The organism is uncultured Streptococcus sp., assembly GCF_902463925.1.
Taxonomy (GTDB): domain Bacteria; phylum Bacillota; class Bacilli; order Lactobacillales; family Streptococcaceae; genus Streptococcus.
Genome location: NZ_CABQHE010000014.1, coordinates 1 through 25,362, shown reverse-complemented (window position 1 = coordinate 25,362; position 25,362 = coordinate 1). Strand labels below are relative to the sequence as shown.

At 39.5% G+C, this 25,362-nt stretch carries 25 protein-coding genes; 18 read left to right on the top strand and 7 right to left on the bottom strand.

Going from position 1 to position 25,362, the window contains the following annotated elements; translation table 11 throughout:
* The first annotated feature begins 125 nt into the window (after positions 1-125).
* The 5 genes from RDY04_RS08810 to RDY04_RS08790 all read left to right on the top strand — a co-directional run bounded on the left by RDY04_RS08810 (position 126) and on the right by RDY04_RS08790 (position 4,134).
* Positions 126-878: an HAD family hydrolase gene (locus RDY04_RS08810; RefSeq protein WP_303952291.1), complete on the top strand. Its 753-nt coding sequence runs from the start codon at positions 126-128 to the stop codon at positions 876-878.
* An 85-nt stretch (positions 879-963) separates the two neighbouring features.
* Complete coding sequence (gene dapD / locus RDY04_RS08805; protein WP_037621250.1) at positions 964-1,662, top strand: 2,3,4,5-tetrahydropyridine-2,6-dicarboxylate N-acetyltransferase; 699 nt, start codon at positions 964-966, stop codon at positions 1,660-1,662.
* 77 nt (positions 1,663-1,739) lie between these two features.
* On the top strand, positions 1,740-2,873 hold the full coding sequence (locus RDY04_RS08800; RefSeq protein WP_303952288.1) for an N-acetyldiaminopimelate deacetylase: 1,134 nt from the start codon (positions 1,740-1,742) through the stop codon (positions 2,871-2,873).
* A 68-nt stretch (positions 2,874-2,941) separates the two neighbouring features.
* Entirely contained in the window at positions 2,942-3,469 is a 528-nt protein-coding gene (locus RDY04_RS08795) for a 5-formyltetrahydrofolate cyclo-ligase (protein ID WP_303952286.1), read from the top strand.
* Positions 3,460-4,134 (top strand): rhomboid family intramembrane serine protease, encoded by a 675-nt coding sequence (locus RDY04_RS08790; protein ID WP_303952284.1) that lies wholly within the window; start codon positions 3,460-3,462, stop codon positions 4,132-4,134. Before RDY04_RS08795 ends, RDY04_RS08790 begins: the two co-directional genes overlap by 10 nt.
* 45 nt (positions 4,135-4,179) lie before the next feature.
* Here the strand turns inward: RDY04_RS08790 and galU are convergent, their stop codons facing one another.
* From galU to RDY04_RS08760, 6 genes are all read right to left on the bottom strand, one after another.
* A complete protein-coding gene (gene galU / locus RDY04_RS08785) occupies positions 4,180-5,094 on the bottom strand; it encodes a UTP--glucose-1-phosphate uridylyltransferase GalU (protein WP_303952282.1) in 915 nt (304 codons plus the stop codon).
* Positions 5,095-5,111: 17 nt separating this feature from the next.
* A complete protein-coding gene (locus tag RDY04_RS08780; RefSeq protein ID WP_295494576.1) occupies positions 5,112-6,134 on the bottom strand; it encodes an NAD(P)H-dependent glycerol-3-phosphate dehydrogenase in 1,023 nt (340 codons plus the stop codon).
* 118 nt (positions 6,135-6,252) lie between these two features.
* Positions 6,253-6,813 (bottom strand): MptD family putative ECF transporter S component, encoded by a 561-nt coding sequence (locus RDY04_RS08775; RefSeq protein WP_303952280.1) that lies wholly within the window; start codon positions 6,811-6,813, stop codon positions 6,253-6,255.
* Positions 6,814-6,821: 8 nt separating this feature from the next.
* Positions 6,822-7,613, bottom strand: coding sequence for a formate/nitrite transporter family protein (locus tag RDY04_RS08770; RefSeq protein ID WP_303952278.1), 792 nt, complete (start codon positions 7,611-7,613; stop codon positions 6,822-6,824).
* Between the two features lie 117 nt (positions 7,614-7,730).
* The gene (locus tag RDY04_RS08765; protein ID WP_303952276.1) at positions 7,731-8,981 is read right to left on the bottom strand and encodes an NAD(P)H-dependent oxidoreductase; all 1,251 of its coding nucleotides are present in this window, start codon (positions 8,979-8,981) and stop codon (positions 7,731-7,733) included.
* Between the two features lie 18 nt (positions 8,982-8,999).
* The gene (locus RDY04_RS08760) at positions 9,000-9,602 is read right to left on the bottom strand and encodes an NADPH-dependent FMN reductase (RefSeq protein ID WP_003092087.1); all 603 of its coding nucleotides are present in this window, start codon (positions 9,600-9,602) and stop codon (positions 9,000-9,002) included.
* A gap of 212 nt (positions 9,603-9,814) precedes the next feature.
* Here RDY04_RS08760 and RDY04_RS08755 point away from each other — a divergent pair, with 212 nt between their 5' ends.
* From RDY04_RS08755 to RDY04_RS08740, 4 genes are all read left to right on the top strand, one after another.
* Positions 9,815-10,261: a dUTP diphosphatase gene (locus tag RDY04_RS08755; RefSeq protein ID WP_064520016.1), complete on the top strand. Its 447-nt coding sequence runs from the start codon at positions 9,815-9,817 to the stop codon at positions 10,259-10,261.
* Between the two features lie 178 nt (positions 10,262-10,439).
* Positions 10,440-11,801, top strand: a complete 1,362-nt coding sequence (gene radA / locus RDY04_RS08750) for a DNA repair protein RadA (protein WP_303952517.1) — start codon at positions 10,440-10,442, stop codon at positions 11,799-11,801.
* A 75-nt stretch (positions 11,802-11,876) separates the two neighbouring features.
* On the top strand, positions 11,877-12,572 hold the full coding sequence (locus RDY04_RS08745) for a TIGR00266 family protein (RefSeq protein WP_303952272.1): 696 nt from the start codon (positions 11,877-11,879) through the stop codon (positions 12,570-12,572).
* A 150-nt stretch (positions 12,573-12,722) separates the two neighbouring features.
* Positions 12,723-13,220 carry a carbonic anhydrase gene (locus tag RDY04_RS08740; protein WP_002885818.1) on the top strand — a complete coding sequence of 166 codons (498 nt, stop codon included), beginning with the start codon at positions 12,723-12,725 and terminating at the stop codon, positions 13,218-13,220.
* Between the two features lie 94 nt (positions 13,221-13,314).
* On the opposite strand, the gene RDY04_RS08735 is transcribed toward RDY04_RS08740, so the two are convergent.
* Positions 13,315-13,668, bottom strand: a complete 354-nt coding sequence (locus RDY04_RS08735; protein WP_303952269.1) for a DUF3397 domain-containing protein — start codon at positions 13,666-13,668, stop codon at positions 13,315-13,317.
* A gap of 171 nt (positions 13,669-13,839) precedes the next feature.
* On the opposite strand from RDY04_RS08735, the gene rplK reads away from it, so the two are divergent.
* The 9 genes from rplK (at position 13,840) to jag (ending at position 25,224) form a co-directional block, all read left to right on the top strand.
* Positions 13,840-14,265 (top strand): 50S ribosomal protein L11, encoded by a 426-nt coding sequence (rplK, locus tag RDY04_RS08730; RefSeq protein ID WP_002885648.1) that lies wholly within the window; start codon positions 13,840-13,842, stop codon positions 14,263-14,265.
* 99 nt (positions 14,266-14,364) lie between these two features.
* A complete protein-coding gene (rplA, locus tag RDY04_RS08725) occupies positions 14,365-15,054 on the top strand; it encodes a 50S ribosomal protein L1 (RefSeq protein WP_003091882.1) in 690 nt (229 codons plus the stop codon).
* Positions 15,055-15,234: 180 nt separating this feature from the next.
* Positions 15,235-17,205: a peptide ABC transporter substrate-binding protein gene (locus RDY04_RS08720; RefSeq protein ID WP_303952265.1), complete on the top strand. Its 1,971-nt coding sequence runs from the start codon at positions 15,235-15,237 to the stop codon at positions 17,203-17,205.
* Positions 17,206-17,386: 181 nt separating this feature from the next.
* Positions 17,387-18,841 carry a glutamate--tRNA ligase gene (gltX, locus tag RDY04_RS08715; RefSeq protein WP_247914094.1) on the top strand — a complete coding sequence of 485 codons (1,455 nt, stop codon included), beginning with the start codon at positions 17,387-17,389 and terminating at the stop codon, positions 18,839-18,841.
* Between the two features lie 1,068 nt (positions 18,842-19,909).
* Positions 19,910-21,109, top strand: a complete 1,200-nt coding sequence (locus RDY04_RS08710) for an argininosuccinate synthase (protein ID WP_003092074.1) — start codon at positions 19,910-19,912, stop codon at positions 21,107-21,109.
* Between the two features lie 326 nt (positions 21,110-21,435).
* Positions 21,436-22,821: an argininosuccinate lyase gene (gene argH, locus RDY04_RS08705; protein WP_303952261.1), complete on the top strand. Its 1,386-nt coding sequence runs from the start codon at positions 21,436-21,438 to the stop codon at positions 22,819-22,821.
* Between the two features lie 84 nt (positions 22,822-22,905).
* A complete protein-coding gene (rnpA, locus tag RDY04_RS08700; RefSeq protein WP_002891957.1) occupies positions 22,906-23,241 on the top strand; it encodes a ribonuclease P protein component in 336 nt (111 codons plus the stop codon).
* Positions 23,242-23,356: 115 nt separating this feature from the next.
* Complete coding sequence (locus RDY04_RS08695; protein ID WP_303952258.1) at positions 23,357-24,163, top strand: membrane protein insertase YidC; 807 nt, start codon at positions 23,357-23,359, stop codon at positions 24,161-24,163.
* Between the two features lie 11 nt (positions 24,164-24,174).
* Positions 24,175-25,224 (top strand): RNA-binding cell elongation regulator Jag/EloR, encoded by a 1,050-nt coding sequence (gene jag / locus RDY04_RS08690; RefSeq protein WP_303952257.1) that lies wholly within the window; start codon positions 24,175-24,177, stop codon positions 25,222-25,224.
* The last annotated feature ends 138 nt before the right edge of the window (positions 25,225-25,362 follow it).

Sequence of the window (25,362 nt, the reverse complement as noted above, 5' to 3'; positions counted from 1 at the left end):
TTCCTAATGATGGTTTGGTTGCTTTTCATTATAGTTCTTATGGGACTTTTTGTGTACACTCAAAAAGCTCTATAATCTCTACAGTGGTTTTACCCACTACAGAAATTATAGAGCCGTAAAAAGCGATGAAAAATAGAGCCTATAAGAACTACATTTTTGATTTTTATGGTACCTTGGTTGATATCCTAACCGATGAGAAGGATCCTGTGTTATGGGATACATTAGGCCAGCTATATCAGGCTTATGGAGCGGCTTATGAAGGTGATGCTCTTAAAAAGGCTTATGCTAAGCACGTGGATCAGGCCCGTAAGGAGTTAATAGAGCTCAAAGGGGTTGTTTATCCAGAAATTGATTTAGCCCACATTTTTAACCAGCTTTATGTAGATGCTCGGCCTCGGTCTAGTAACTCTAATCAGCTGGACGATTGGGGAAATTTGATAGCTATGGTCTTTCGCGTCTTATCTCGAAAACATTTGACAGCTTATCCTCATACTAAGGAGGTTCTAGCCTTTCTAAAAGAGCAGGGCTGTCGTCTCTATCTCTTGTCTAATGCTCAAGCAGCCTTTACTAACGCTGAGATTGACCTAATGGCGTTAAGACCTTATTTTGATGCTATTTACTTGTCTTCGGATGCCGGTATCTGTAAGCCTCAACCCGAATTTTTAAAGCAAGTTTTGGATGATCATGGGTTAAAGCCATCTGAGACTGTCATGGTGGGAAATGACTTGACGACTGATATTGCTGTGGCTGAAGCAGTTGGGATCGATGGTATCTTGCTCAATACCTTCCCTTATTCCCTTCGAGAGCTGGAGAATTCCCCAATCAAGCCAGACCGAGTGATTACTGATATAGAAGCTCTAAAGCCAGAATTTACATAAAAATACAATCTATTTGGCAAAAGCAAAGACAATTATCAGAATTTTTGGTATAATAACTCCTAACTTTATGTGAATGGAGAATCTCATGACTGCACAAAAAATGTCTGCACAAGAAATTATCGCTTTTATCGGTAATGCAGAAAAGAAAACAAATGTTAAAGTAACTTTTGAAGGGGAATTGGCAACTGCTGTTCCAACTTCTGTCACTAAGCTTGGCAATGTTCTTTTCGGTGACTGGAAAGATATCGAGCCGCTTCTTGCAAATTTGACGGAAAACAAGGATTATGTTGTGGAACAAGATGGCCGCAACTCAGCTGTTCCATTGCTTGATAAGCGTCACCTTAATGCCCGTATCGAGCCAGGTGCCATTATCCGTGACCAAGTAACGATTGAAGATAATGCTGTCGTTATGATGGGTGCTGTAATCAATATCGGGGCGGAAATCGGTGCAGGTACTATGATTGATATGGGTGCTATCCTTGGTGGTCGTGCTACTGTTGGTAAAAACAGCCATATTGGTGCGGGTGCAGTCCTTGCTGGCGTGATTGAACCAGCTTCAGCAGAGCCAGTACGTATCGGTGATAACGTTCTTGTCGGTGCTAATGCTGTTGTGATTGAAGGTGTTCAAGTAGGTAACGGTTCAGTCGTTGCCGCTGGCGCTATCGTTACTCAAGATGTCCCTGAAAATGTGGTTGTAGCAGGTGTCCCAGCTCGCATCATCAAGGAAATTGATGAAAAAACACAACAAAAAACAGCACTCGAAGACGCTTTGCGTAACTTGTAACATATTGATAGTAGAGGCCTGTAAGGCCTCTATTTCTAGATTCTCTATAAAATAAGACAAATAAAAAGGATAAAAACATGACACTTGATTTAATAAAAATCAGACGAGACCTTCACCAAATTCCTGAAATTGGTTTGGAAGAATTTAAAACTCAGGCTTATCTCTTAGAGCGTATTGCTGAAATGACTGAAGGTAAGGACTTTGTGGAGCAACGTACTTGGCGTACAGGGATTCTTGTCTATCTTCACGGGCATGCTCCTGAAAAAACTATTGGTTGGCGTACAGATATTGATGGTCTCCCAATCGTAGAGGAAACAGGTCTTGACTTCAAGTCTACTCATGAAGGTCGTATGCATGCTTGTGGACACGATATGCACATGACCACAGCGCTTGGTCTCTTGGATCAGATGCTTCAAGTACAACCTAAAAATAACATGCTCTTCCTCTTCCAACCGGCTGAAGAAAATGAAGCTGGTGGTATGCTTATGTATGAGGATGGTGCCTTTGGAGATTGGTTGCCAGATGAGTTCTATGGCCTTCACGTCCGTCCAGATTTCAAGGTAGGTGATATTGCGACTAACACAAGCACCCTTTTTGCTGGGACTTGTGAAGTCCTCGTTACTTTCAAGGGGAAAGGTGGACATGCGGCCTTTCCACATGAGGCCAATGATGCTCTTGTAGCAGCTTCTTACTTTATTACTCAGGTGCAAACGATTGTCAGTCGTAATGTTGACCCTATCCAGGGTGGGGTAGTTACCTTTGGTTCTTTCCATGCAGGAACTACTAACAATGTTATCGCTGAAACTGCAGAGGTATATGGAACTATTCGTACCCTTACTCAGGAAATGAGTCTCCTTATCCAGAAGCGCGTGCGTCAGATTGCAGAAGGTGTGGCAGCTAGCTTTGGTATGGAAGTGGATATCATGTTGAAACAAGGTGGTTATCTTCCTGTGGAAAATAATCCATCATTGGCCAAAGAGTTGATGGCTTTCTTTGATGCTAGCCCAGAGGTCAACCTGATTGATTGTCCACCAGCTATGACTGGAGAGGATTTTGGTTATTTGCTTAGTAAGGTTCCTGGTGTCATGTTCTGGTTGGGAATTGACACGCCATATGCACTTCACCATCCTAAGATGAGTCCAAATGAAGATGCTCTCGCTTTTGCAGTGGTTGAAATTGGAAAATTCCTTAAACAAAAGGCAGAAGCCTAACCATAGTTGATACAGCTAAAAAATCTACCAAGTCTGACTTTTGGTAGCTTTTTTGATATGATAAACCTATGAAAAATGAACTTAGAAAAACAGCCTTGGCTCAGTTAACTTCACAAGATCCTGAGACTAAGGCTAAGATAGATGAGTATCTTTTGGAGCAATTGATTGCCTTACCTGCTTATAAAGATGCCCAGGTGATTGCGACTTATTTGTCTTTTCCTCATGAATATGATACCAGTCTTTTAATCAATCAGGCTTTAAAGGATGGTAAACGACTTTTGATTCCTAAAACATATAAACAAGGTCGAATGATTTTTGTGGATTATAATCCAGATAATCTTGTTGCTACCTCTTTTGGCTTGATGGAACCTGCGTCTGATTTGGCTGTGGAAAAAACAGAGATTGATTTGATTCATGTGCCAGGAGTGGTTTTCAATGATGAAGGCTATCGTATTGGTTACGGAGCAGGTTATTATGATCGCTATTTGTCTGACTTTGAAGGGGAGACCGTTAGTACGGTTTATCCTTGCCAGAAACATGATTTTCAACCAGACAGCTATGATATTCCTGTTAAGGAGGTCGTCACATGCAAATAAATGAGTGGAAGAAATATCCAGCAACCTATCTATTGTTGGGACTTACGATGCTGACTTTCATCTGTCAATATCTTTTAAACGGCTTTCAAGCGACCTCGCCTTTGAGCCTCTTTAAGATGGGGGCTATGTACGGTGCGTTTGTTCAGTACAGTCCCTTGAACCTTTGGCGTCTTGTAACACCAATTTTTGTGCATATAGGTGTTGAGCATTTTCTATTTAATATGCTTGCCCTTTACTTTATGGGGAAAATGGCTGAGCAGATTTTTGGGACTCTACGTTTTCTAGGGCTCTATTTGTTGGCTGGTGTTATGGGAAATGCCTTTACCTTACTTTTTACGCCTAATGTTATTGCAGCTGGTGCTTCGACATCCTTGTTTGGACTTTTTGCGGCTGTTGTGATTCTTGGCTACTATAGTCATAGTCCTTTGCTTAATCAGTTAGGTCGCAATTACTTGGCTTTGATTGTCATAAACTTAATCTTCAACCTGTTTACACCTAGTGTTGGGATTACAGGCCATCTTGGTGGTTTAGTTGGAGGTGCTCTTGCAGCTATCTTTTTGGCTAACAAGGTTGAAAGTCGCTTATTTAGTAAAGGTTGGCGTTTTACAGCCCTTTTAACCTATATTTTACTATTGCTGATTCTTCTAGGATTCACTTATTTTTAAGTCATATGAAAAAACCATCGAATGTCATGTTCGATGGTTTTTATATTAGTCTTTTTTAGCTGGTTTGCCTTCAAGTTTGTGTCCCAAGTCAATGAGGTATTGCTTGAGGTCATCTTTAACTTGAGGATGTTTAAGAGCGTAATCGATAGACGTTTTCATGAATCCGAATTTGTCACCGACATCATAACGGTCTCCAGTAAATTCGCGAGCAAAGACGCGTTGTGTCTTGTTAAGTGTATCGATAGCATCAGTCAATTGGACTTCATTTCCAGCACCTGGTTCTTGAGTTTCCAAAATACCGAAAATTTCAGGTGTTAGAAGGTAACGCCCGATGATAGCAAGATCACTTGGTGCATCCTCTGGATTTGGTTTTTCAACGAAAGTTTCAACGCTATAACGTCCATTTTCGCCTTTTCCTTGAGGGGCGATGACACCATAAGAAGAAACATCTTCGTGAGGTACAGGCATAACTGCAATGGTTGATGCGTGTGTTTCCTCATAATCGTTAATGAGCTGTTTAGTCAAAGGTACTGCTTTGTCATTAGTGATATCCATAAGGTCGTCACCAAGCATGACAACAAATGGCTCATTTCCGACAAATGCCTTGGCTTGAAGAACAGCATCTCCGAGACCACGTGGATGGCTTTGACGGATAAAGTGGAGGTTGATAGAAGTGGTATCATTAACCAATTTCAACAGGTCTGTCTTGCCTTTTTGTTCCAAGTTGTACTCTAACTCGAAGTTTGAATCAAAGTGGTCTTCGATAGAACGTTTTGACTTACCAGTAACCACCAAGATATCTTCGATACCTGATTTGAGGGCTTCTTCAACGATAAATTGGATGGTTGGTTTGTCAACGATTGGCAACATTTCTTTGGCCAAGGCCTTAGTAGCTGGTAAAAAGCGTGTTCCGAGTCCTGCAGCGGGGATGATAGCTTTTCTAACTTTTTGATTTTTCATGAGAACTCCTTAGATTTTTATTTTTTATCCCATTCATTTTCAGAGCGCAATTCATTGGACATCATATTAAGAATAGATTCCTTGATATCAGCACCCTCATAGATAGATTTGTAGATTGCTGTTGTAATTGGCATGTAGACGCCAAGTTCTTGGGCGATTTCGTAGGCAACCTTTGTGGTTGAAATACCTTCGATAACCATTCCCATGTTACGTTCAATGTCTTCTAGCTTTTCTCCACGACCGAGCGCATCCCCAGCACGCCAGTTACGTGAATGGATAGAGGTTCCTGTAACAATAAGGTCACCAACCCCAGATAGACCGCTGTAAGTCAAAGGATCAGCCCCAAGTTTCACACCAAGACGAGTAATTTCCGCAAGTCCACGAGTAATAACGGCTGCCTTAGCATTGTCCCCATATCCCATACCGTGGAGGGCACCAGCACCTACCGCGATAATGTTTTTAAGAGCACCAGCTGTTTCAACACCAATCACGTCTGAATTGGTGTAGAGGCGGAAGTAGTTATTACTGAAAATACCTTGGACATAGCGTGCCGCTTCAAGATCCTTAGATGCTGCTGTAATCAAAGTGATATCGCGAACGATAGTTTCTTCAGCATGGCTTGGACCAGATACGACAACAATCTCACTACGAAGTTCCTTAGGAATCTCTTCTTCAAGGATTGTTGAAAGGCGTTCGTGTGTTCCAGGTTCCAAACCTTTTGAAGCATGCATGACAACAACTTCGTGGTCCAAAAGTTCAGCAACTTGCTTAGCAACTAAGCGAGTGACCTTGGTTGGAACAACAAAGAGAACAGCGTCGACACTATCTAGGGCTTCAGATAGCTCTTTGTAGGCTTTAATGTTTTCATCCAAAACCACATCCTTGAAGTAGCGGGTATTGGTGTGTTTCTCGTTAATTTCATCAATTTGTTCAGGGATGTTTCCCCAAATACGAACCTCGTGTCCGTTGTCGTTGAGTACCTGAGCAAGGGCAGTTCCCCATGAACCAGGGCCCAAGACAGCGATTTTTTGTTTTTTCATCATTAGGTCTCCCTTTAGGTCCTTTCTAACAAACTAGAAAAAGACTGTATTCTTTCTCATTATAACATAAGAAAAGCATGTTTGTCTTGTGCTCTCTGTTAGGAGGTCTGATGGCTATTTATTTTTTTAGCCAATTTTGGGCAATGTAGCCCCCAATGAGAGCAGCCATGAGCGTTCCTCCAATCAGAGTTAAGACATGACTGGCTGTAAAGGGAACCATAACTTGATTTACATAATCTTGGGTTTTCCCTTTAGCTAGGAGCTGTGCGATATAGGCTTTGGGTGCAAGCCACATGGTGATAATGGGTGCTAAGTTTCCTAGGGAAAAGATCATATAGGAAAGTAAATTAAGTTTATTATTCTCATAGTTCTCTTTCTTAGCTAGAAAGTCAGCGACAAGGCCAGCTAGAAAGCTAGGAAGAAAGGTTAGAACAAAATGCCCAGAGGCAAAGAAGAAGAGGGACATAAAGATACCCAGACAGGTAATAGCCCCAAATTGTTTTGTCTTTCTGATAAGTCCCAAATAGACCCAACCTGCAAAGATAGCCGCTAAGGCAGGCGTATGATACATATTTTTGACTTTGAAAAAGATTAAATCAATGGCAACTGCAAGGGCTAGGCAAATAAAATAGAGTAGAATAGCTAGGCTGGTTTGTTTGATGAATGTTTTTTGACGCATGTGATCTCCTAATCAATGTGAGGTGTTTTAGTTTTATTGAGCCAAGAGTATGCCAAACCAATGAAAATACCTCCGCCAATCCAGTTACCGAAGAAAACGACTACCCACTGACGTAGAATATTTGCCAAAGTGAAATTATCCACAGCATCACGCACACCGTTGAAACCGAGCAACATGAAAGAGGCAAAGTTAGCAATCAAGTGTTCATTAATCAAAAATACAAACATAAAGATAGCTGATAGCGCAATGAAAATTTTGGCAGATTCTTCTTTGAGGAGCATGTAGCCTAAGATGGCAATATTAACGAACATATTAGCGGTAATACCTTCTGTAAAGTTCATCCAATCTGTTTTTCCAAGCTTGGTTGAGACAGCAGTAACTAAGAAACTCTTGTCAGTCAAATGTTGGAAAGAGAAGGATTGGTTGAAGAACCAGGCCAAGATAAGGGCACCGATAAAATTAAAGAAGGTACAGTAGAGGAGGATGGCACACATCTTGCTCCATTTGATTTTACCATAATAGGCACCACTGGTCAGGAACATCATGTTTGAAGTAGCCAACTCTCCATTGAAAATGAGAACGAAGACCAATCCGATAGCAAAGATAAAAGCAAAGACGAAGCGGGAAAGGGCTGGAATACCCGTAGCGATAACATCTGCACCAATAATTCCTACAGCAGTTGACATGGTAAGATAAGCTCCTGCAAGCATAGAACGCAAGGCATAGCGTCCCAGACTTTCGTCAAAGAGAGCTTCTTTTTTAGCGCAAGCAGCGAAAACTTTTTCTTGAAATTGAGACATAGGTTTACCTCTAAAATGTGTAGCTTGGAGCACGGCAAATGCGCAAGCTCGAGTGAAAATGAATCTAAGATAACCATGAAAAAAAGTCAGGACATTTTGTCCCAACTTTTCCAAGTCTTAATATGAGGATGCTCCAGATGTGGCATCTGCGGCTGGGGCTGCGTCGCCACCGTGACCACCAGTATCTGATGCTCCAGATGTGGCGTCGCTACCGCCATGACTAGCTGCAGCTGGTGCAAAAGGACCGCTTCCTCCGACAAGGCGTTGACCAGTTGTTTCGAGATACCAGTCAAGCCATGGTTTAAAGTTAAAGACGATTTCATTGATTCCTGCATAAGAACCATCATCATAGTACATAGCCTGATAGTTATGCGTATTGATAACTCCTTCAGGTGATCCTGGAACAATCGTACGAACATACTCTTGGTTACCATTACGAAGTGTACCGATAACCCATTCTACATTTTTCATACGAGCTGGTGGAAGTGAGCCGTGAACAGTTGACATACGGCTACCAGATTGAGGTGGCACACGTTTGGCAAACATAGTATCAGGATCTTGATGGGCGTTATTGTAGTATAGGAACTGGTTATTATCATCAGCATAGGTCAATTCAAACGGCATAGCCTTGAGAAACATGTCAATTTGGTTAACCGTCAAAATACCGTGATCCAATTTCACGTAGGTATCACCTGATACCGCACCAGTAATTTCAGCTACTTTTTCTACCCATTCTGGATCGTCAGGGTCGACCTCAGTAACAGTTGTAGCGATTGGGTTGTTACAATCCAAGTCTTCAGGTTCAATTGGTTTTGGTTTTTTCAATTTAGAAACCACTCCTACATATTGGATGAAATTATCTAAGCATTGTTCAAGGAAGTTAATAGTACCTTCGTTAGTAATGTTTCCCTCAAGGTCAAAAGCTTCTTTAGCCTTTCCAAGCAAGAATTCATTACCTGGAAGGGTATAAGCGTTGACACCAGGTGCTTCAAGGATTTTACGCAAATGCACTTGGGCACGTGAAGTCCCTTGATCGTAATAAGAAGCACCAACAATCATAACAGGCTTGTTTTCAAATGGGTGCACTTCGAATGAGAGCCACTCTAAAACTGATTTAAGAGCTACAGAGATAGTGTGGTTGTGTTCAGGTGTTGCGATGATAACGCCGTCAGCGCGTGTAATTTTGTTATTAAGTAAGCGAAGTTGGAAGCTTTCGTCCCATTTTTCATCTTGGTTAAACATAGGGACTTCATCAATTTCTAAAACTTCAAGTTCAAATTTAATTTTAAAATGTCTTCTGATAAATTCGAGCAGTTTACGGTTATATGATTGGTCATAATTTGCTCCAACGAGTCCAACAAATTTCATAGTTTATATTCTCCTGTCTTATAGGCTTTCCCAGTCGAAGTCTTCAGCTTCTTTATGTAGCAACTCTGTAGCATGTGAGAGTTTACCAGTAATTTTGACGTAGAGACGGAAGTCATCGAAAATAGCATCTAATTTTTTGATGACATCAAGGTCAACTAAATCGCCGTTGCTATCAAAAGCTTGAAGGGAATGTGAGAGCAAAAATTCGTCTGGAAGCACATTAGCTTTGATTTCTGGAGCATTCAAAATTTGACGAAGTTGTAGCTGTGCACGAGAAGCTCCTAGAGTTCCATAAGATGCCCCTGTAATCATAACAGGCTTATTCAAAAGAGGGAAAACACCGTATGAGAGCCAAGCCAAAGCATTCATGAGAACAGCCGGAATTGAGTGGTCATACTCAGGTGTTCCAATGATGACACCATCAGCTTCATCGATTTTTTTAGCGATTTCTAGTGCACTTTCTGGCAATTGCTTATTGGCAGGTTTGTTAAAGACAGGAAGATCTTTGATTTCTACAAGTTCAATTTCTGCCTTATCTGCAAAATGCTTCTGAATATATTGCAATAATTGTCTATTAGTTGAACGTTTTGAATTCGTACCAACAAGTCCGATGAATTTCATGACAACTCTCCTTAAAAGTATTATATCTAGTATAATGTTAGCGTTTTCCTAGGTAAAAGTCAATCTTCGTTTGATGAGAATACGATTAGACTATTACTTTTGTCATCTTATTTCGAATAGATTATAATAGGATAGATTTAAGAAATATTCTTCTTAAATTCAGTGTAGCTGATTTTACAAGAATTAGTTAACTGATGTAGAAAGGAAAAATAATGACTAAAATTCGTGGATTTGAACTTGTATCAACCTATAACAATCAGGACTTACTTCCAAAGCGGGAGACTGCTCATGCGGCTGGCTATGATTTAAAGGTTGCGGAGAATACTGTCATTGCTCCTGGGGAAATTGTTCTCGTACCAACAGGTGTTAAGGCTTACATGCAACCTGGTGAGGTTCTCTATCTCTATGACCGTTCCTCTAACCCTCGTAAAAAAGGTCTGGTCTTAATCAACTCAGTTGGAGTTATTGATGGCGATTACTATGGAAATCCTGGAAATGAAGGTCACATCTTCGCCCAGATGAAAAATATTACTGATCAGCCCGTGACTCTTGAAGTTGGCGAACGCATGGTTCAGGCTGTCTTTGCACCTTTCTTAATCGCAGATGGGGACGAAGCAGATGGCGTTCGAACTGGTGGGTTCGGGTCAACTGGAAAATAGAAGAAATTTGCGGCCGGCTTGCTGGTTATATCTTCTCGTATCTTTGAGAAGCATCGGGCTTATTGCTTAACCAATCTGGATTTAAAAGAGTTTTTCTAGAGAAATGGTGTTAAAAGCTAGAGCTTATAGGGGTAGATGGCAATGTATGAGTTTATCATGAAAGGAAAGGATTAGAATCATAGCTAAGAAAAAATCAACTTTTGTTTGTAGAGAATGTGGCTACAATTCACCCAAATATCTAGGACGTTGTCCCAATTGTTCTTCTTGGTCCTCTTTTGAGGAAGAAGTTGAGGTGCAGGAGGTTAAAAATGCCCGTGTCAGTTTGACGGGTGAAAAGTCCAAACCTACTAAATTAAAAGAAGTCTCTTCAATTAATTACGCCCGCATAAAAACTGATATGGACGAGTTTAACCGTGTTTTAGGTGGCGGTGTGGTTCCGGGGAGTTTGGTTCTTATTGGAGGAGATCCAGGAATAGGGAAATCGACCCTCCTCTTACAGGTGTCAACACAGCTGGCTAACAAGGGAACGGTCCTCTATGTTTCTGGGGAAGAATCGGCCGAGCAAATCAAATTGCGGAGTGAACGTTTAGGTGATATTGATAACGAATTTTATCTGTATGCTGAGACCAATATGCAAGCAGTCCGTAGCCAAGTCGAGGCTATCAAACCTGATTTCCTTATTATCGATTCAATTCAGACCATCATGAGCCCAGAGATCTCTGGCGTTCAAGGATCTGTGTCCCAGGTTCGTGAAGTAACTGCCGAACTCATGCAGATTGCCAAAACCAATAACATTGCTACATTTATTGTTGGGCATGTGACCAAGGAGGGACAGTTGGCTGGACCACGTATGTTGGAACACATGGTGGATACTGTGCTCTATTTTGAGGGGGAACGTCATCATACCTTCCGTATTCTGCGGGCAGTTAAAAACCGTTTTGGTTCAACCAATGAGATTGGGATTTTTGAAATGCAGTCAGGTGGTCTGGTAGAGGTAATAAACCCTAGCCAAGTCTTCTTAGAAGAACGCCTAGACGGTGCCACAGGTTCTGCCATTGTTGTCACAATGGAGGGGAGTCGACCTATCCTAGCTGAGGTTCAAGCTTTGGTGACACCGACCGTCTTTGGCAATGCAAAGCGGACAACGACGGGACTGGACTTTAACCGTGTCAGCCTTATCATGGCTGTCTTAGAGAAACGTTGCGGCCTTCTTCTCCAAAATCAAGATGCCTATCTCAAATCAGCTGGTGGTGTCAAATTGGACGAGCCAGCTATTGACCTTGCAGTTGCCGTTGCTATCGCTTCTAGTTACAAGGAGCTTCCAACGAATCCACAAGAAGCCTTCATAGGAGAAATTGGCTTGACAGGAGAGATCCGTCGTGTGACTCGTATTGAGCAGCGTATCAATGAAGCTGCTAAACTAGGTTTTACTAAGATTTATGCTCCTAAAAATTCGCTTCATGGCATGAAGATTCCAGAAGGTATCAAGGTGGTTGGGGTCACGACGGTAGGAGAAGTACTCAAAAAAGTCTTTTCTTAAAAAGTCAATTTGAAAACGTTTGCAAAATTATACCTCCAATGCTATACTTTTCATAAGGATAGGGAGGTATTTATTATGCAATTTTTCACAGACAGCAACATGCAATTCCCTTTAGTAGAGTTATCTCTTAATCAAGGTGAAACAGTCTTTATCCAGCGTGGCAGCATGGTATATCACACACCTAATGTGACACTGAGTACCAAATTAAATGCCAGTGGATCAGGTCTAGGTCGCTTTGTAAAAGCCGTTGGGCGTTCAATGGTTTCGGGCGAAAGTAGCCTTATTACTCAGGTTGTCTCACAGTCCAATAACGGTTATATAGCCTTGGCCCCTGATTCTCCAGGTCAGGTGATTCCACTTTATTTAGGTGAAAAACAGTACCGACTAAATGACGGTGCCTTTCTAGCACTTGATGGCACAGCTTACTATACAATGGAGCTCCAGTCTGTTGGTAAGGCTATTTTTGGTGGTCAGGGTGGTTTCTTTGTGATGACAACCCAAGGTCAAGGAACACTCTTGGCGAATGCCTACGGTTCTATTAAAAAAATTGAGCTAAACAATCAAGAAGTGACTATTGATAATGCTCATGTCGTTGCCTGGAGTCAGACACTTGATTATAATATTCACTTGGAAAATGGTTTCTGGCAGTCTATTGGAACAGGAGAGGGTGTTGTTAATACCTTTAGAGGAACAGGTGAAATTTATGTTCAAAGTCTCAATCTTCAAACCTTTGCAGGCTTGCTTAATAGATACTTACCAAAACGTTCATAGTATAAATTGAAGGAGAGTGGATGCTTCTTAGCATCTATTCTCCTTTTTATATTGCAAACTCAATAGCTGACAAGTTAATAAAAAGATGATAAGATAGTGTGTGAATAATTTGATAGTCAAATTATTTTCTTCATTAGAAAGTGAGTTATTATGTCTTATTTTGAAAACTTTCTCAATGCCAACAAAGCCTATGTTGACCTCCACGGGACAGCCCATCTTCCCTTGAAACCAAAGACTAAGGTGGCTATTGTGACTTGTATGGATTCACGTCTTCACGTTGCCCAGGCCTTGGGGTTGGCCCTAGGTGACGCTCATATTTTGCGTAATGCGGGTGGTCGTGTGACGGAAGATATGATTCGTTCTTTGGTTATTTCTCAACAACAGATGGGGACACGAGAAATCGTAGTTCTTCACCATACAGATTGTGGTGCTCAGACCTTTAAGAATGATGAGTTTACCGCCTATCTCAATAAAGAACTTGGTGTTGATGTTTCTGATCAAGATTTTCTTCCATTCACAGATGTAGAAGAGAGTGTTCGTGAAGATATGGCTATTCTTCGTCAGTCACCGCTTATTCCTGAGGATGTTATCATCTCCGGTGCGGTTTATGATGTAGATACTGGTCGAATGACTCAAGTTCATCCCTAATACCGAAAAGTTAAGCAGGCATGGTTGCCTGCTTTTTTATAATTCAATGTAAAAAAACTCAGCACACAATATAAACGCTGAGTTAATCTAGTTTTTAAGAAACGATAAAAATGAGAATCACGGTCCCTAAATAGAAAAGACTGGTGATAAAAAAGCTGATACGCCAGAACAACTTAAGAAAACGTTTAAATTTGAAAGATTGTGTTTTGCTTAGCATCTGAATCGTGATAATGATAGCCGCCAAGGATAATAAGATGGTGATGTAAGGCAAAAAACTATGGGTAAAGAAACGGGCTGATACAGCAACCACCTCAATAAAATAAAGTGGGAAGGTAAGGTCAGCGAAATTAAGCCCGAGATATTTTAAACTGAAGAAGCGGTGGATAATAAAAGCAAAGATAGGTGTTAAAATGAAAAATGCTATAGCAAAGAATTTATATAGAATCATAAATCTATTTTACCTCGAAAAGGCCTTTATGTAAATTTTTTCCTAAACTTAATAAGAAATTCTTGCATCTAAAAAGAATTTCTGTATAATAGATAGGGTATGTAAAAACATACTTGTGGGAGGTAACAAAACTTACTTACCGCCAAAACCACAATAGGAGGAAATTACAAAATGGCTAAAAAAGTCGAAAACATCGTAAAACTTCAGATTCCTGCTGGTAAAGCGACTCCAGCTCCACCAGTTGGACCAGCTCTTGGTCAAGCCGGAATCAACATCATGGGATTCACTAAAGAGTTTAACGCTCGTACAGCTGATCAAGCTGGTATGATTATCCCAGTTGTTATCTCTGTGTATGAAGATAAATCATTTGATTTCATCACTAAAACACCACCAGCTGCTGTTCTTTTGAAAAAAGCTGCAGGTGTTGAAAAAGGTTCAGGTACTCCAAACTCAGTTAAGGTTGCTTCAGTAACTCGTGCACAAGTACAAGAAATTGCTGAAACTAAAATGCCTGACTTGAACGCTGCAAACATCGAATCAGCTATGCGTATGATCGAAGGTACTGCACGTTCAATGGGATTCACTGTTACTGACTAATTCAGTTAACAAGAAAACCACAGACGTCGTCTCACTTCGCTGAGTGACGTGGAAGATGAAAGTCGTTATGACCACATTACACAAGGAGAAATAATTAACATGGCTAAAAAAAGCAAACAAATGCGTGCTGCTCTTGAGAAAATCGACAGCACAAAAGCTTACAGCGTAGAAGAAGCTGTAGCTCTTGCACAAGAAACTAACTTCGCAAAATTCGATGCTACTGTTGAAGTATCATACAACCTTAACATCGACGTTAAGAAAGCTGACCAACAAATCCGTGGAGCAATGGTATTGCCAAACGGTACTGGTAAAACTCAACGTGTTCTTGTATTTGCCCGTGGTGCTAAAGCTGAAGAAGCTAAAGCAGCAGGTGCTGACTTCGTTGGTGAAGACGAACTCGTTGCTAAAATCAACGGTGGATGGCTTGACTTTGACGTTGTTGTTGCAACACCAGACATGATGGCAATCGTTGGTCGTCTTGGACGTGTCCTTGGACCACGTAACTTGATGCCAAACCCTAAAACTGGTACAGTAACTATGGACGTTGCTAAAGCAGTTGAAGAGTCTAAAGGTGGTAAAATCACTTACCGTGCTGATAAAGCAGGTAACGTACAAGCTATCATCGGTAAAGTTTCATTCGAAGCTGAAAAATTGGTTGAAAACTTTAAAGCATTTAACGATGCTATTCAAAAAGCTAAACCAGCTACAGCGAAAGGTACTTACATCACAAACCTTTCAATCACTACTACACAAGGTGCTGGTATCAAAGTTGATCCTAACTCATTGTAAGAATAGTAAAAGCCTATCTTCGGATAGGTTTTTTTAATTGAGCTAGATAGGAATACTTGAGTAGAAAATAAAAAATCTTCAGAAAGTAGTGTTGATTGTTGAAGGTTATGATATAATTTACGCATATACACATCATTTTTGATTTAAAACTTTTTACGTTACAATTTAAGGAGGCAATGAATGAAAAAGAGTAAGGTATTTTTACTGGTAGCCGTAGGCCTGTTGTCTGTAGGTGTTTTAACGGCTTGCTCATCATCAAGTAAGATGTCTGGAAAGACTTATAACTATGTTTACGGAGGTGATCCTGCAACCCTAGACTATCTTGCTACAAATAAGAAAAACATGACGACAGCTGTTAGTAATGGTGTTGATGGTTTGTTTGAAAATGATCAATACGGTAATTTAAAACCATCTGTAGCTGAAGATTGGTCTGTCTCTCAAGATGGGTTAACATATACTTACAAGATTCGTAAGGGGATCAAATGGTACACTTCAGACGGCGAAGAATATGCAGATGTGACTGCTAAGGACTTTGTAACAGGACTTAAACATGCCGCAGATACAAAGTCTGAAGCTATCTATTTGCTACAAAACTCAGTTAAAGGTCTGAATGACTACCTTTCTGGAGCTAACAAAGATTTTTCAGCTGTAGGTATCAAAGCGGTTGATGATCACACCTTGCAATATACACTTAGCCAACCAATGCCTTACTGGAATTCAAAATTGACTTACTCTGTCACTTGGCCTGTTAACGCAGAATTTTTGAAATCTAAAGGAAAAGATTTTGGTAAGTCAACGGATCCAACGTCTATTCTTTATAACGGACCATATCTTCTTAAAGCTTTGACAACTAAATCATCTATTGAGTTCACCAAGAATGAAAATTATTGGGATAAGGATAATGTCTACTTTGACAATATCAAATTAACTTATGATGATGGATCAGATCAAGAGTCTTTGGAACGTAAGTTCACTGATGGTGTCTATACATTAGCTCGCCTCTTCCCTACTAGCTCAAATTATTCTAAGGTTTCTAAAAAGTATAAAGATAATATCTATACTACCCAACCAGCAGCATCAGTAGAGGGGGTTGGTATTAATATTGATCGCCAAACTTACAATAATACCTCTAAAGAAAATGACCAACAGAAATCATCAACTAAAGCAGCACTTCTTAATAAGGATTTCCGTCAATCATTAGGATTTGCCATTGATCGTACAAATTATGCGGCTCAGTTGAATGGTAAAGAAAGTGCTAATACAGCTGTTCGTAATATCTTTGTTAAACCAGACTTTGTTCAGGCAGATGGTAAAGATTTCGGAACAATGGTAATGGATCAACTTCCAGCTTATGGTGATGAGTGGTCTGGTGTGAATCTTGCAGATAGTCAGGATGGTCTTTACAATCCAGAAAAAGCTAAGGCTGAGTTCGCGAAAGCTAAGGAAGCTCTTCAATCAGAAGGAGTTCAGTTCCCGATTCATTTGGACGTTCCAGTAAATCAAACAAGTAAAATTTTTGTGAATCAAGTGCAATCTCTCAAACAGTCTATTGAAGCTACACTTGGAAAAGAGAATGTTGTAATTGATATCCATCAATTGTCAGCTGACGATTTCTACAATATTACTTACTATGCTTCGAATGCAGCAGCAGAGGATTGGGACTTGTCAGTTGGTGTTGCTTGGGAGCCTGATTACCTCGATCCATCTACATATCTTGATGTTTTGAAAACGACTAGTAGCGAAAACACCAAGTCCTTTATGGGTTACGACAATCCAAATAGTCAAGCTGTGGAAAAAGTAGGTCTTAAAGAATATGACCAATTAGTTGAAGATGCTTCTAAGGAAACTACAGATTTGACACTTCGTTATAAAAAATATGCTAAAGCTCAAGCATGGTTGACAGATAGTGCCCTCTATCTTCCAACTACCGCTTACAGTGGTGCGGCAACGGTAGTTTCTCGCATCCAGCCATTCTCAGGAGCTTACGCTCAAGCTGGTGATAAAGGCTCTACTTACTACTTCAAGTATATTAAATCTCAAGATGATATTGTAACTAAGAAACAATATGATTCAGCTTATAAAGATTGGCTTAAAGAGAAAGCAAAATCTAATGACAAAGCTCAAAAAGATCTTGCAAAACACGTTAAGTAAACTATCGAAAACGTCTACCTTTAGGTAGTCGTTTTTTTGACAAAATTCCTCGAACCACCTTTAGATTGTGTTATAATAAAAAGGATTGGTACTTATAAGCTTATGCTTAAGCTTGGGGAGAGCCTTCAAGCTAACCAGGTATCCAAAGACTGAAGAATGAAACATAAAAAGGAGATTTATCTTGGCTAAAGATATCCGCGTTCGTTACGCACCAAGTCCAACAGGGCTTCTACACATTGGTAATGCTCGTACAGCATTGTTTAACTACCTTTATGCACGTCATCATGGTGGTACATTCATTATCCGTATTGAAGATACTGACCGTAAACGTCACGTTGAAGATGGTGAACGTTCACAGCTTGATAACTTGCGTTGGTTGGGAATTGACTGGGATGAAAGTCCTGAAACACATGAAAATTACCGTCAATCAGAGCGCTTGCCACTTTACCAAAAATATATTGATCAACTTTTGGCAGAAGGTAAGGCATACAAGTCATATGTAACTGAAGAAGAGTTGGCTGCAGAACGTGAACGTCAAGAAGCAGCAGGTGAAACACCTCGTTATATTAACGAGTTCCTTGGTATGACTGAAGAAGAAAAAGCTGCCTACATCGCAGAACGTGAAGCGGCTGGCATTATTCCTACAGTTCGTTTGGCTGTTAATGAGTCAGGAATCTACAAATGGCATGATATCGTTAAAGGAGATATCGAATTTGAAGGTGGCAATATCGGTGGTGATTGGGTTATCCAGAAGAAGGATGGTTACCCAACTTACAACTTTGCGGTTGTTGTTGATGACCACGATATGCAAATTTCACACGTTATCCGTGGAGATGACCACATTGCCAATACACCAAAACAGCTTATGGTTTATGAGGCTCTTGGTTGGGAAGCACCTGAGTTTGGACACATGACCCTTATCATCAATTCTGAAACTGGTAAGAAGTTGTCTAAACGTGATACTAATACCCTTCAATTTATCGAAGATTACCGTAAAAAAGGTTACCTTCCAGAAGCGGTCTTCAACTTTATTGCTCTTCTAGGTTGGAATCCTGGTGGCGAGGACGAAATCTTCTCTCGCGAAGAACTTATCAAACTTTTTGATGAGAACCGTCTAAGCAAGTCTCCAGCGGCCTTTGACCAGAAGAAACTGGATTGGATGAGTAATGACTACATCAAGAATGCTGATTTCGATAAGGTCTTTGCTCTTTGCAAACCTTTCTTGGAAGAAGCTGGTCGTTTGACAGATAAAGCTGAAAAATTAGTGGAACTCTACAAACCACAAATGACAGCTGCAGAAGAAATTGTACCTCTCACAGACCTCTTCTTTGAAGATTTCCCAGAATTGACAGAGGCTGAAAAAGAAGTTATGGCTGGTGAAACAGTACCAACAGTACTTAAGGCCTTTAAAGCTAAACTCGAATATATGTCAGATAGCGAGTTTGTTACAGAAAATATTTTCCCACAAATTAAGGCTGTTCAAAAAGAAACAGGAATTAAAGGGAAAAACCTCTTCATGCCAATTCGTATCGCTGTTTCAGGAGAGATGCACGGCCCAGAATTACCAGAGACTATCTTTTTACTTGGTCGTGAAAAATCTATTAAACATATTGATCAAGTTCTTGCAACACTATAAAAAACTAACCCAACATTTGTTGGGTTTTCGAATATGCATAAACAATATGTCAGCAATTATATGATTTTAGTTAAGAGTGTTTTTGTAATAGAATGATGATATAATGTAGTTATATCATCACTTTAAAAACTTTAAATTAGTTTTATAGATTTGTAATAAAAAGTAGAGAGAAGTGAAGATTTGGTATTTCTACTACGTCATTGACATGTATCCATAAATTGAGGTTATCAGTCAGTTAAAGAGCTCGGGGTATCTAGGCTCTTTTTTATGTTTTGTAAATAAATTTACATGTGACATGGTCTGACTGTCAGCTGAATAGTTGATGGTTCTTAACTAGGAAAAATAGATTTATATTTTTAGTTTTTTCTAATAGGAATGATGTTAAATTATATATTTATCTTACAATAGAGTAGGTTGATTTTTGAAAGGAAAAGCGAGAGTCTAGAGATGATCGTTTTGTTTACGGTTCTACGTCTATTGGCTCTTTTAATGTTAGTCGTGATCTGTTTGTGTGGTTACTTACAGTTTACACCAATGAAAGGCTATGAGTTTTTTGTTGCACTATATTTTGCAATTTATCAGTCTAAAAAAGTATATGATTATCTTAATAAGTAACTAATTTCTGTAAAAATACTAAATAGATGGTTTTTAGTGATGAAATTTATAAAAAATAGACTAAGAAATTGCAGTTCAGGATAAAAAACGACATTCATTCTATCTAAAATTGCTGTTGTGTTCTCTACCGATGATGCTGTTGTTCAAAAGGTCTGTACTTTGTACAGGCCTTTTGGCATTTTAGAAGATAAATAGTTAAAGATGCTTTTGAATCTATTTAAACAGTTTCAAGGATGTTATTTATTTTCAATCTGACATTGCATAAAATTGAATAAAAATTAAGAATTAAGCACTTTTTAGGTTGAAACAATAAATAAAAACAAATAAATACGAAATAAATATAAAAAAATAACGAAAAAGTGTTGACAGGTGAATAAATATGCAATATAATTAATCTCGTAAGGTTGATAGAGATAGCAACCACAAGAAAATATAAGAAAAGAGAAAAATATTATGTCAAAAGAGAAAGTTATTCTTGCCTATTCGGGAGGTCTTGATACCTCAGTCGCTATTACATGGCTTAAAAAAGATTACGATGTTATCGCCGTTTGTATGGATGTCGGTGAAGGTAAAAATCTTGAGTTTATCCATGATAAAGCTTTGACAGTTGGAGCTGTTGAGTCATACGTGCTTGATGTTAAAGATGAGTTTGCTGAAGATTATGTGCTTCCAGCACTTCAAGCTCACGCTTACTATGAACAAAAATATCCTTTAGTTTCAGCCCTTAGCCGTCCAATTATTTCTAAAAAATTAGTTGAAATTGCTCATAAAACAGGTGCAACAACTATCGCTCACGGTTGTACTGGTAAAGGTAATGACCAAGTTCGTTTTGAAGTTGCCATCGCTGCCCTAGATCCAGATCTTAAAGTAGTAGCACCAGTGCGTGAGTGGAAATGGTCTCGTGAGGAAGAAATTGAGTATGCTAAGGCTAATGGTGTTCCAGTTCCAGCAGACCTTGATAATCCTTACTCAGTCGACCAAAACCTTTGGGGACGTGCCAATGAGTGTGGTGTTCTTGAAAATCCTTGGAATCAAGCTCCAGAAGAGGCTTTTGGGATTACCAATTCACCAGAGTCTGCGCCAGATGAAGCTGAATATGTCGATGTTACTTTCAAAGAAGGGAAGCCAGTTGCTCTTAACGGTAAAGAAATGAAATTGGCTGACCTTATTCAAGAAATGAATGTTATCGCTGGTAAGCATGGTGTCGGACGTATCGACCACGTTGAGAACCGTCTTGTAGGTATCAAATCTCGTGAAATTTATGAATGTCCAGGAGCTATTGCCCTTTTGACAGCTCATAAAGAAATTGAGGACTTAACTTTGGTACGTGAAGTTTCTCATTTTAAACCAATTCTTGAAAATGAATTGTCAAACCTTATCTACAATGCCTTGTGGTTTAGCCCAGCCACACAAGCTATCATTGCTTATATTAAGGAAACACAAAAAGTTGTTAATGGTATCGCTAAAGTTAAGCTTTACAAAGGGCATGCTCAAGTAGTAGCACGTCAATCAGCTAATTCATTGTATGATGAAAACTTAGCTACTTATACATCAGCTGACAGCTTTGATCAGGATGCTGCGATTGGATTTATCAAGCTTTGGGGTCTTCCAACTCAGGTTAATTCACAAGTTAACCATCCATTTGACAATTAATGACAAATTTCATAAGAAAAGTAGGCTATTAGAAGAATAACGCTTCTTATCAGATAAAAGTGTCCAGAGAGCCACATCTGATACTCTTTTCTTATAACTTATATTATTATCGTTAAGGCGTTCTGAGAGGCGTCACGAGCCTAAATAAACTACGACAGAGATCGGGTTTTAGGAAAACAAGTGTCCAGAGAGACAAATTAAGCTAGACAAATACTATCTAGCTTTTTTCATTTAAGTTATTGTGACCAAAGAGGTCGTTGCTTGTTATAAGTATTAAGAAAGGATGGAAGATTATCCCAGCGTGGGGCAATCTTCAAAATAAAACTATGGCAGAAAATCATAAACTATGGGGCGGTCGGTTCGAAGCTAGTCTTGAAAAATGGGTAGAAGAATTTGGTGCTTCAATTTCATTTGACCAAAAAATGGCAGAGTTTGATTTGAAAGGATCTATTGCCCATGTAACCATGCTGGGTGAGACAGGAATTATTACCAAGGAGGAGTCTTTACAAATTAAACAAGGCTTGGAAGAGCTTCTGGAGGAATATAAGGCTGGTAAGCTAGAATTCGATGTTTCTAACGAAGATATTCATATGAATATGGAAAGTCTTTTAACGGCTAAAATTGGACCTGTGGCAGGAAAGCTTCATACAGCGCGTTCACGTAACGACCAAGTAGCGACAGATATGCACTTATATCTGAAAGCTAAATTAGTGGAAGTTATTGAGAAACTTGATAATTTACGTAATACCTTGGTAAGTCTAGCAGACAAACATACCTACACAATTATGCCAGGTTACACCCACTTACAGCATGCTCAGCCGATTTCTTTTGGTCACCACTTGATGGCTTACTACAACATGTTCACACGTGATTCTGAACGTTTTGAATTTAATATCAAGCATACCGATATTTCCCCACTTGGTGCTGCCGCTCTAGCAGGGACAACTTTCCCTATTGATCGTAATATGACATCTGACTTAATGGGCTTTGCAAAACCATATAGCAATTCCTTGGATGCTGTTTCCGACCGTGACTTCATTCTCGAATTCTTGTCAAACTCAAGTATTCTCATGATGCATATGACACGTATTTGTGAGGAAATCATTAACTGGTGTTCTAACGAGTTTAAGTTTGTAACTCTATCTGATACTTTTTCAACAGGCTCGTCCATTATGCCTCAAAAGAAAAACCCAGATATGGCAGAACTAATTCGTGGGAAATCAGGTCGTGTTTATGGTAATCTGATTGGACTGTTGACTGTGATGAAATCACTACCTTTGGCCTACAATAAAGATCTCCAAGAAGATAAAGAAGGTATGTTTGATACGGTAGAGACGATTACTGTCGCTATTGATATTCTCGCAGGCATGCTCAATACAATGACTGTTAACGACAAACATATGGCAGAGTCAACAGAAAAAGATTTTTCAAATGCCACAGAGTTGGCTGATTATCTTGCGTCTAAAGGCCTTCCATTCCGTGAAGCACATGAGATTGTTGGAAAGCTCGTTCTTGAGTGTACCAAAGCTGGTTATTACCTTCAGGATGTTCCTCTCGAACGTTATCAAGAAGTTTCAGATTTAATTGAAGAGGACATCTATGAGACACTCAAATCTCATATAGCTGTTGAACGTCGTCATTCCCTTGGCGGAACTGGTTTTGACCAGGTTAAATGGCAAATCAAAGAAGCTCAAAAAGCTCTAAAAAAATAAGTCTCTAAGGCCCTAACCATAAGGTTTTGGGCTTTTTTGCTATTTATGATATAATAGTACTAATTTTGAGTTTGGAGTCGCATTTTGAAAAAATCTTATCGCGTTAAGAAAGAGAAAGACTTTAAAGCATTATTTGATGCAGGACACAGTGTTGCTAATCGGAAATTTGTTGTCTACTGTCTGGATCGTGATCTGCCTCATTTTAGAGTGGGTTTGTCAGTCAGTAAGCGTCTTGGTAATGCGGTTACTCGGAATCGGGTAAAACGTCGTCTACGACATGCACTGATGGACATGTCATCTCAGTTAGAACATCAAGATTTTGTCGTTATTGCTCGTAAAGGTGTCGAAGACTTAAGTTATCAAGACATTTATAGCAATCTCGTTCATGTCTTAAAAATAGCAAAGTTATATAAGGACTAGTAGATTATTTTGCTTCTTTACATTGTAGGATAAACTAAAATCACTCCTGATTTTTGAGATACTCTTAATGAATGGAAGCGAAGCAGTTCTTTATCGTATTAAAAAGGAGTTTTTAGTGAAGAAAAAACTTAATATATCTGTTTTAGGTGCAGGAGCTCTCTTGCTTTTGTCCGCGTGTGGACGAAGTGATGTTACAAGTCACTCTACAGGTCTTTGGGAACGTCTTATTTTAATGTTTGGGAAGGCTATTCAAGGGCTTTCATTTGGTGGTTCTATTGGATTAGGTATTATTATTTTCACGATTTTAATTCGTGCGGTAATGATTCCTCTGTATAATCGCCAAATTAAGTCAAGCCGTGAACTACAAGAGTTGCAACCAGAGTTACGTCGTTTGCAGAGTGAGTATCCTGGACGCGAGAATCGTGAAGCTCTTGCTTATGCACAACAAGATCTTTATAAAGAGCATGGTGTAAATCCTTACGCAAGCTTTGTTCCTCTCTTGATTCAATTTCCTATTTTGATGGCTCTTTATGGAGCACTCACACGAGTACCAGAATTGCGAGAAGGAACATTCCTCTGGGTTGATCTAGGTCAGAAAGACCCTTATTTTATTCTTCCGATTTTGGCGGCTGCTTTCACTTTCTTTTCAACTTGGTTGACAAATAAGGCGGCTAAAGATCGTAGTGCAATGCTTCTTGTTATGAATATCATGCTTCCAATCTTTATTTTCTGGTTTGGAACTCAGATTTCTTCAGGGGTAGCACTGTACTGGGCAGTTTCAAACGCCTTCCAAGTTGTTCAGGTTTTAGTTTTTAATAATCCGTTTAAAATCATTGAAGAACGTAATCGTTTGGAAGCAGAAGAAAAAGAACGTAAAGCTAAGATTCGTCGTGCGAAGAAAAAGGCGCATAAACGTAAATAAGGAGGCTTTTTATGGTAGTCTATTCTGGACAAACAGTTGAACAAGCTATAGAGAAAGGTTTGAAAGATCTTAATCTACCGCGTATGAAGGCTCATATTAAGGTGATTTCTCGTGAGAAGAAAGGTTTTTTAGGGTTTGGAAAGAAACCTGCCCAAGTTAGCGTTGAACCGATAAATGAAGGAATAGTTCACAAAGCAGATTGCGATGTCATTAAAGTAGCTCCCGATGCTGTAACACAGCCGGATGATTTTGTTACAAGTTCCAAAGAGGAAACTATTGCTTCCAAGAAAGTGACAAAGCTTGTTACGGGTTCAGATAATAAGGAAGAGGCACAGGAAATCTTAACGCAACCAGTGGCTACTGAGACATTTGGGAAAGAGTTGCCTGGTAAAATACAGGAGCAACCAAAGACGAGAATCATTCCTTTATCTGTTAAGCGCGAGTCATCAGAAGAGGATGCTACAGAACCTAAGGTTACTTCTCTTGCGTCCAAACTAGAACCTATTGCTCAACTTCAGACTGTAGAAACTTCAGAATCAGAAGATGATTTTAGCTCTTTTGTGGCATCTGAGTTTAGTTCAGATGAATCTTCTGAAAGCAATTTAGAAGATGTTCAAGCAGCTTCAGATGACGTTTTATCTTATCTTGAAAAAATCATCTATGAAATGGATGTTGATGCTAGTCTGGAGGTTAGTCACAATCGTCGTAATATCATTATACAGATTGAGACAGACCAGCCAGGACGTGTTATTGGCTATCACGGTAAGGTTCTTAAGTCTTTACAACTTTTAGCGCAAAATTATTTGCACGACCGTCATTCTAAACGCTCTAGTGTTGTTCTTAATGTTCGTGATTATTTGGAGCAACGTACAGAGACTCTGATTGATTTAGCAGAAAAAATAGCAGCCAAAGTAAAAGAAACAGGGAGAGAGTATGTGATGGATCCAATGACCAACAGCGAACGTAAAATCATTCATAAGTCTCTCTCTCAAATTGAAGGTGTAGAAAGTCACTCAGAAGGTGATGATCCTAATCGTTATGTTGTGGTGACAAAAGTATAATTAGAATAGAGTTTATTGCTTACAGGAACTAGTCTTATGGCACTGAACCCCAATAATGGGACAAGCAAAAAACCTCTTATGCGACCAGTTTTCTGTACTCTACAGGAGACTGGTCATTTAATTTTTGTTGAATTCTAG

Excerpts from the sequence above, each read along its gene's own strand:
- RDY04_RS08810 (WP_303952291.1), top strand. The coding sequence starts at position 126 with ATGAAAAATAGAGCCTATAAGAACTACATTTTTGATTTTTATGGTACC.
- dapD (WP_037621250.1), top strand. The coding sequence starts at position 964 with ATGACTGCACAAAAAATGTCTGCACAAGAAATTATCGCTTTTATCGGT.
- RDY04_RS08800 (WP_303952288.1), top strand. The coding sequence starts at position 1,740 with ATGACACTTGATTTAATAAAAATCAGACGAGACCTTCACCAAATTCCT.
- RDY04_RS08795 (WP_303952286.1), top strand. The coding sequence starts at position 2,942 with ATGAAAAATGAACTTAGAAAAACAGCCTTGGCTCAGTTAACTTCACAA.
- RDY04_RS08790 (WP_303952284.1), top strand. The coding sequence starts at position 3,460 with ATGCAAATAAATGAGTGGAAGAAATATCCAGCAACCTATCTATTGTTG.
- galU (WP_303952282.1), bottom strand. The coding sequence starts at position 5,094 with ATGAAAAATCAAAAAGTTAGAAAAGCTATCATCCCCGCTGCAGGACTC.
- RDY04_RS08780 (WP_295494576.1), bottom strand. The coding sequence starts at position 6,134 with ATGAAAAAACAAAAAATCGCTGTCTTGGGCCCTGGTTCATGGGGAACT.
- RDY04_RS08775 (WP_303952280.1), bottom strand. The coding sequence starts at position 6,813 with ATGCGTCAAAAAACATTCATCAAACAAACCAGCCTAGCTATTCTACTC.
- RDY04_RS08770 (WP_303952278.1), bottom strand. The coding sequence starts at position 7,613 with ATGTCTCAATTTCAAGAAAAAGTTTTCGCTGCTTGCGCTAAAAAAGAA.
- RDY04_RS08765 (WP_303952276.1), bottom strand. The coding sequence starts at position 8,981 with ATGAAATTTGTTGGACTCGTTGGAGCAAATTATGACCAATCATATAAC.
- RDY04_RS08760 (WP_003092087.1), bottom strand. The coding sequence starts at position 9,602 with ATGAAATTCATCGGACTTGTTGGTACGAATTCAAAACGTTCAACTAAT.
- RDY04_RS08755 (WP_064520016.1), top strand. The coding sequence starts at position 9,815 with ATGACTAAAATTCGTGGATTTGAACTTGTATCAACCTATAACAATCAG.
- RDY04_RS08745 (WP_303952272.1), top strand. The coding sequence starts at position 11,877 with ATGCAATTTTTCACAGACAGCAACATGCAATTCCCTTTAGTAGAGTTA.
- RDY04_RS08740 (WP_002885818.1), top strand. The coding sequence starts at position 12,723 with ATGTCTTATTTTGAAAACTTTCTCAATGCCAACAAAGCCTATGTTGAC.
- RDY04_RS08735 (WP_303952269.1), bottom strand. The coding sequence starts at position 13,668 with ATGATTCTATATAAATTCTTTGCTATAGCATTTTTCATTTTAACACCT.
- rplK (WP_002885648.1), top strand. The coding sequence starts at position 13,840 with ATGGCTAAAAAAGTCGAAAACATCGTAAAACTTCAGATTCCTGCTGGT.
- rplA (WP_003091882.1), top strand. The coding sequence starts at position 14,365 with ATGGCTAAAAAAAGCAAACAAATGCGTGCTGCTCTTGAGAAAATCGAC.
- RDY04_RS08720 (WP_303952265.1), top strand. The coding sequence starts at position 15,235 with ATGAAAAAGAGTAAGGTATTTTTACTGGTAGCCGTAGGCCTGTTGTCT.
- RDY04_RS08710 (WP_003092074.1), top strand. The coding sequence starts at position 19,910 with ATGTCAAAAGAGAAAGTTATTCTTGCCTATTCGGGAGGTCTTGATACC.
- argH (WP_303952261.1), top strand. The coding sequence starts at position 21,436 with ATGGCAGAAAATCATAAACTATGGGGCGGTCGGTTCGAAGCTAGTCTT.
- jag (WP_303952257.1), top strand. The coding sequence starts at position 24,175 with ATGGTAGTCTATTCTGGACAAACAGTTGAACAAGCTATAGAGAAAGGT.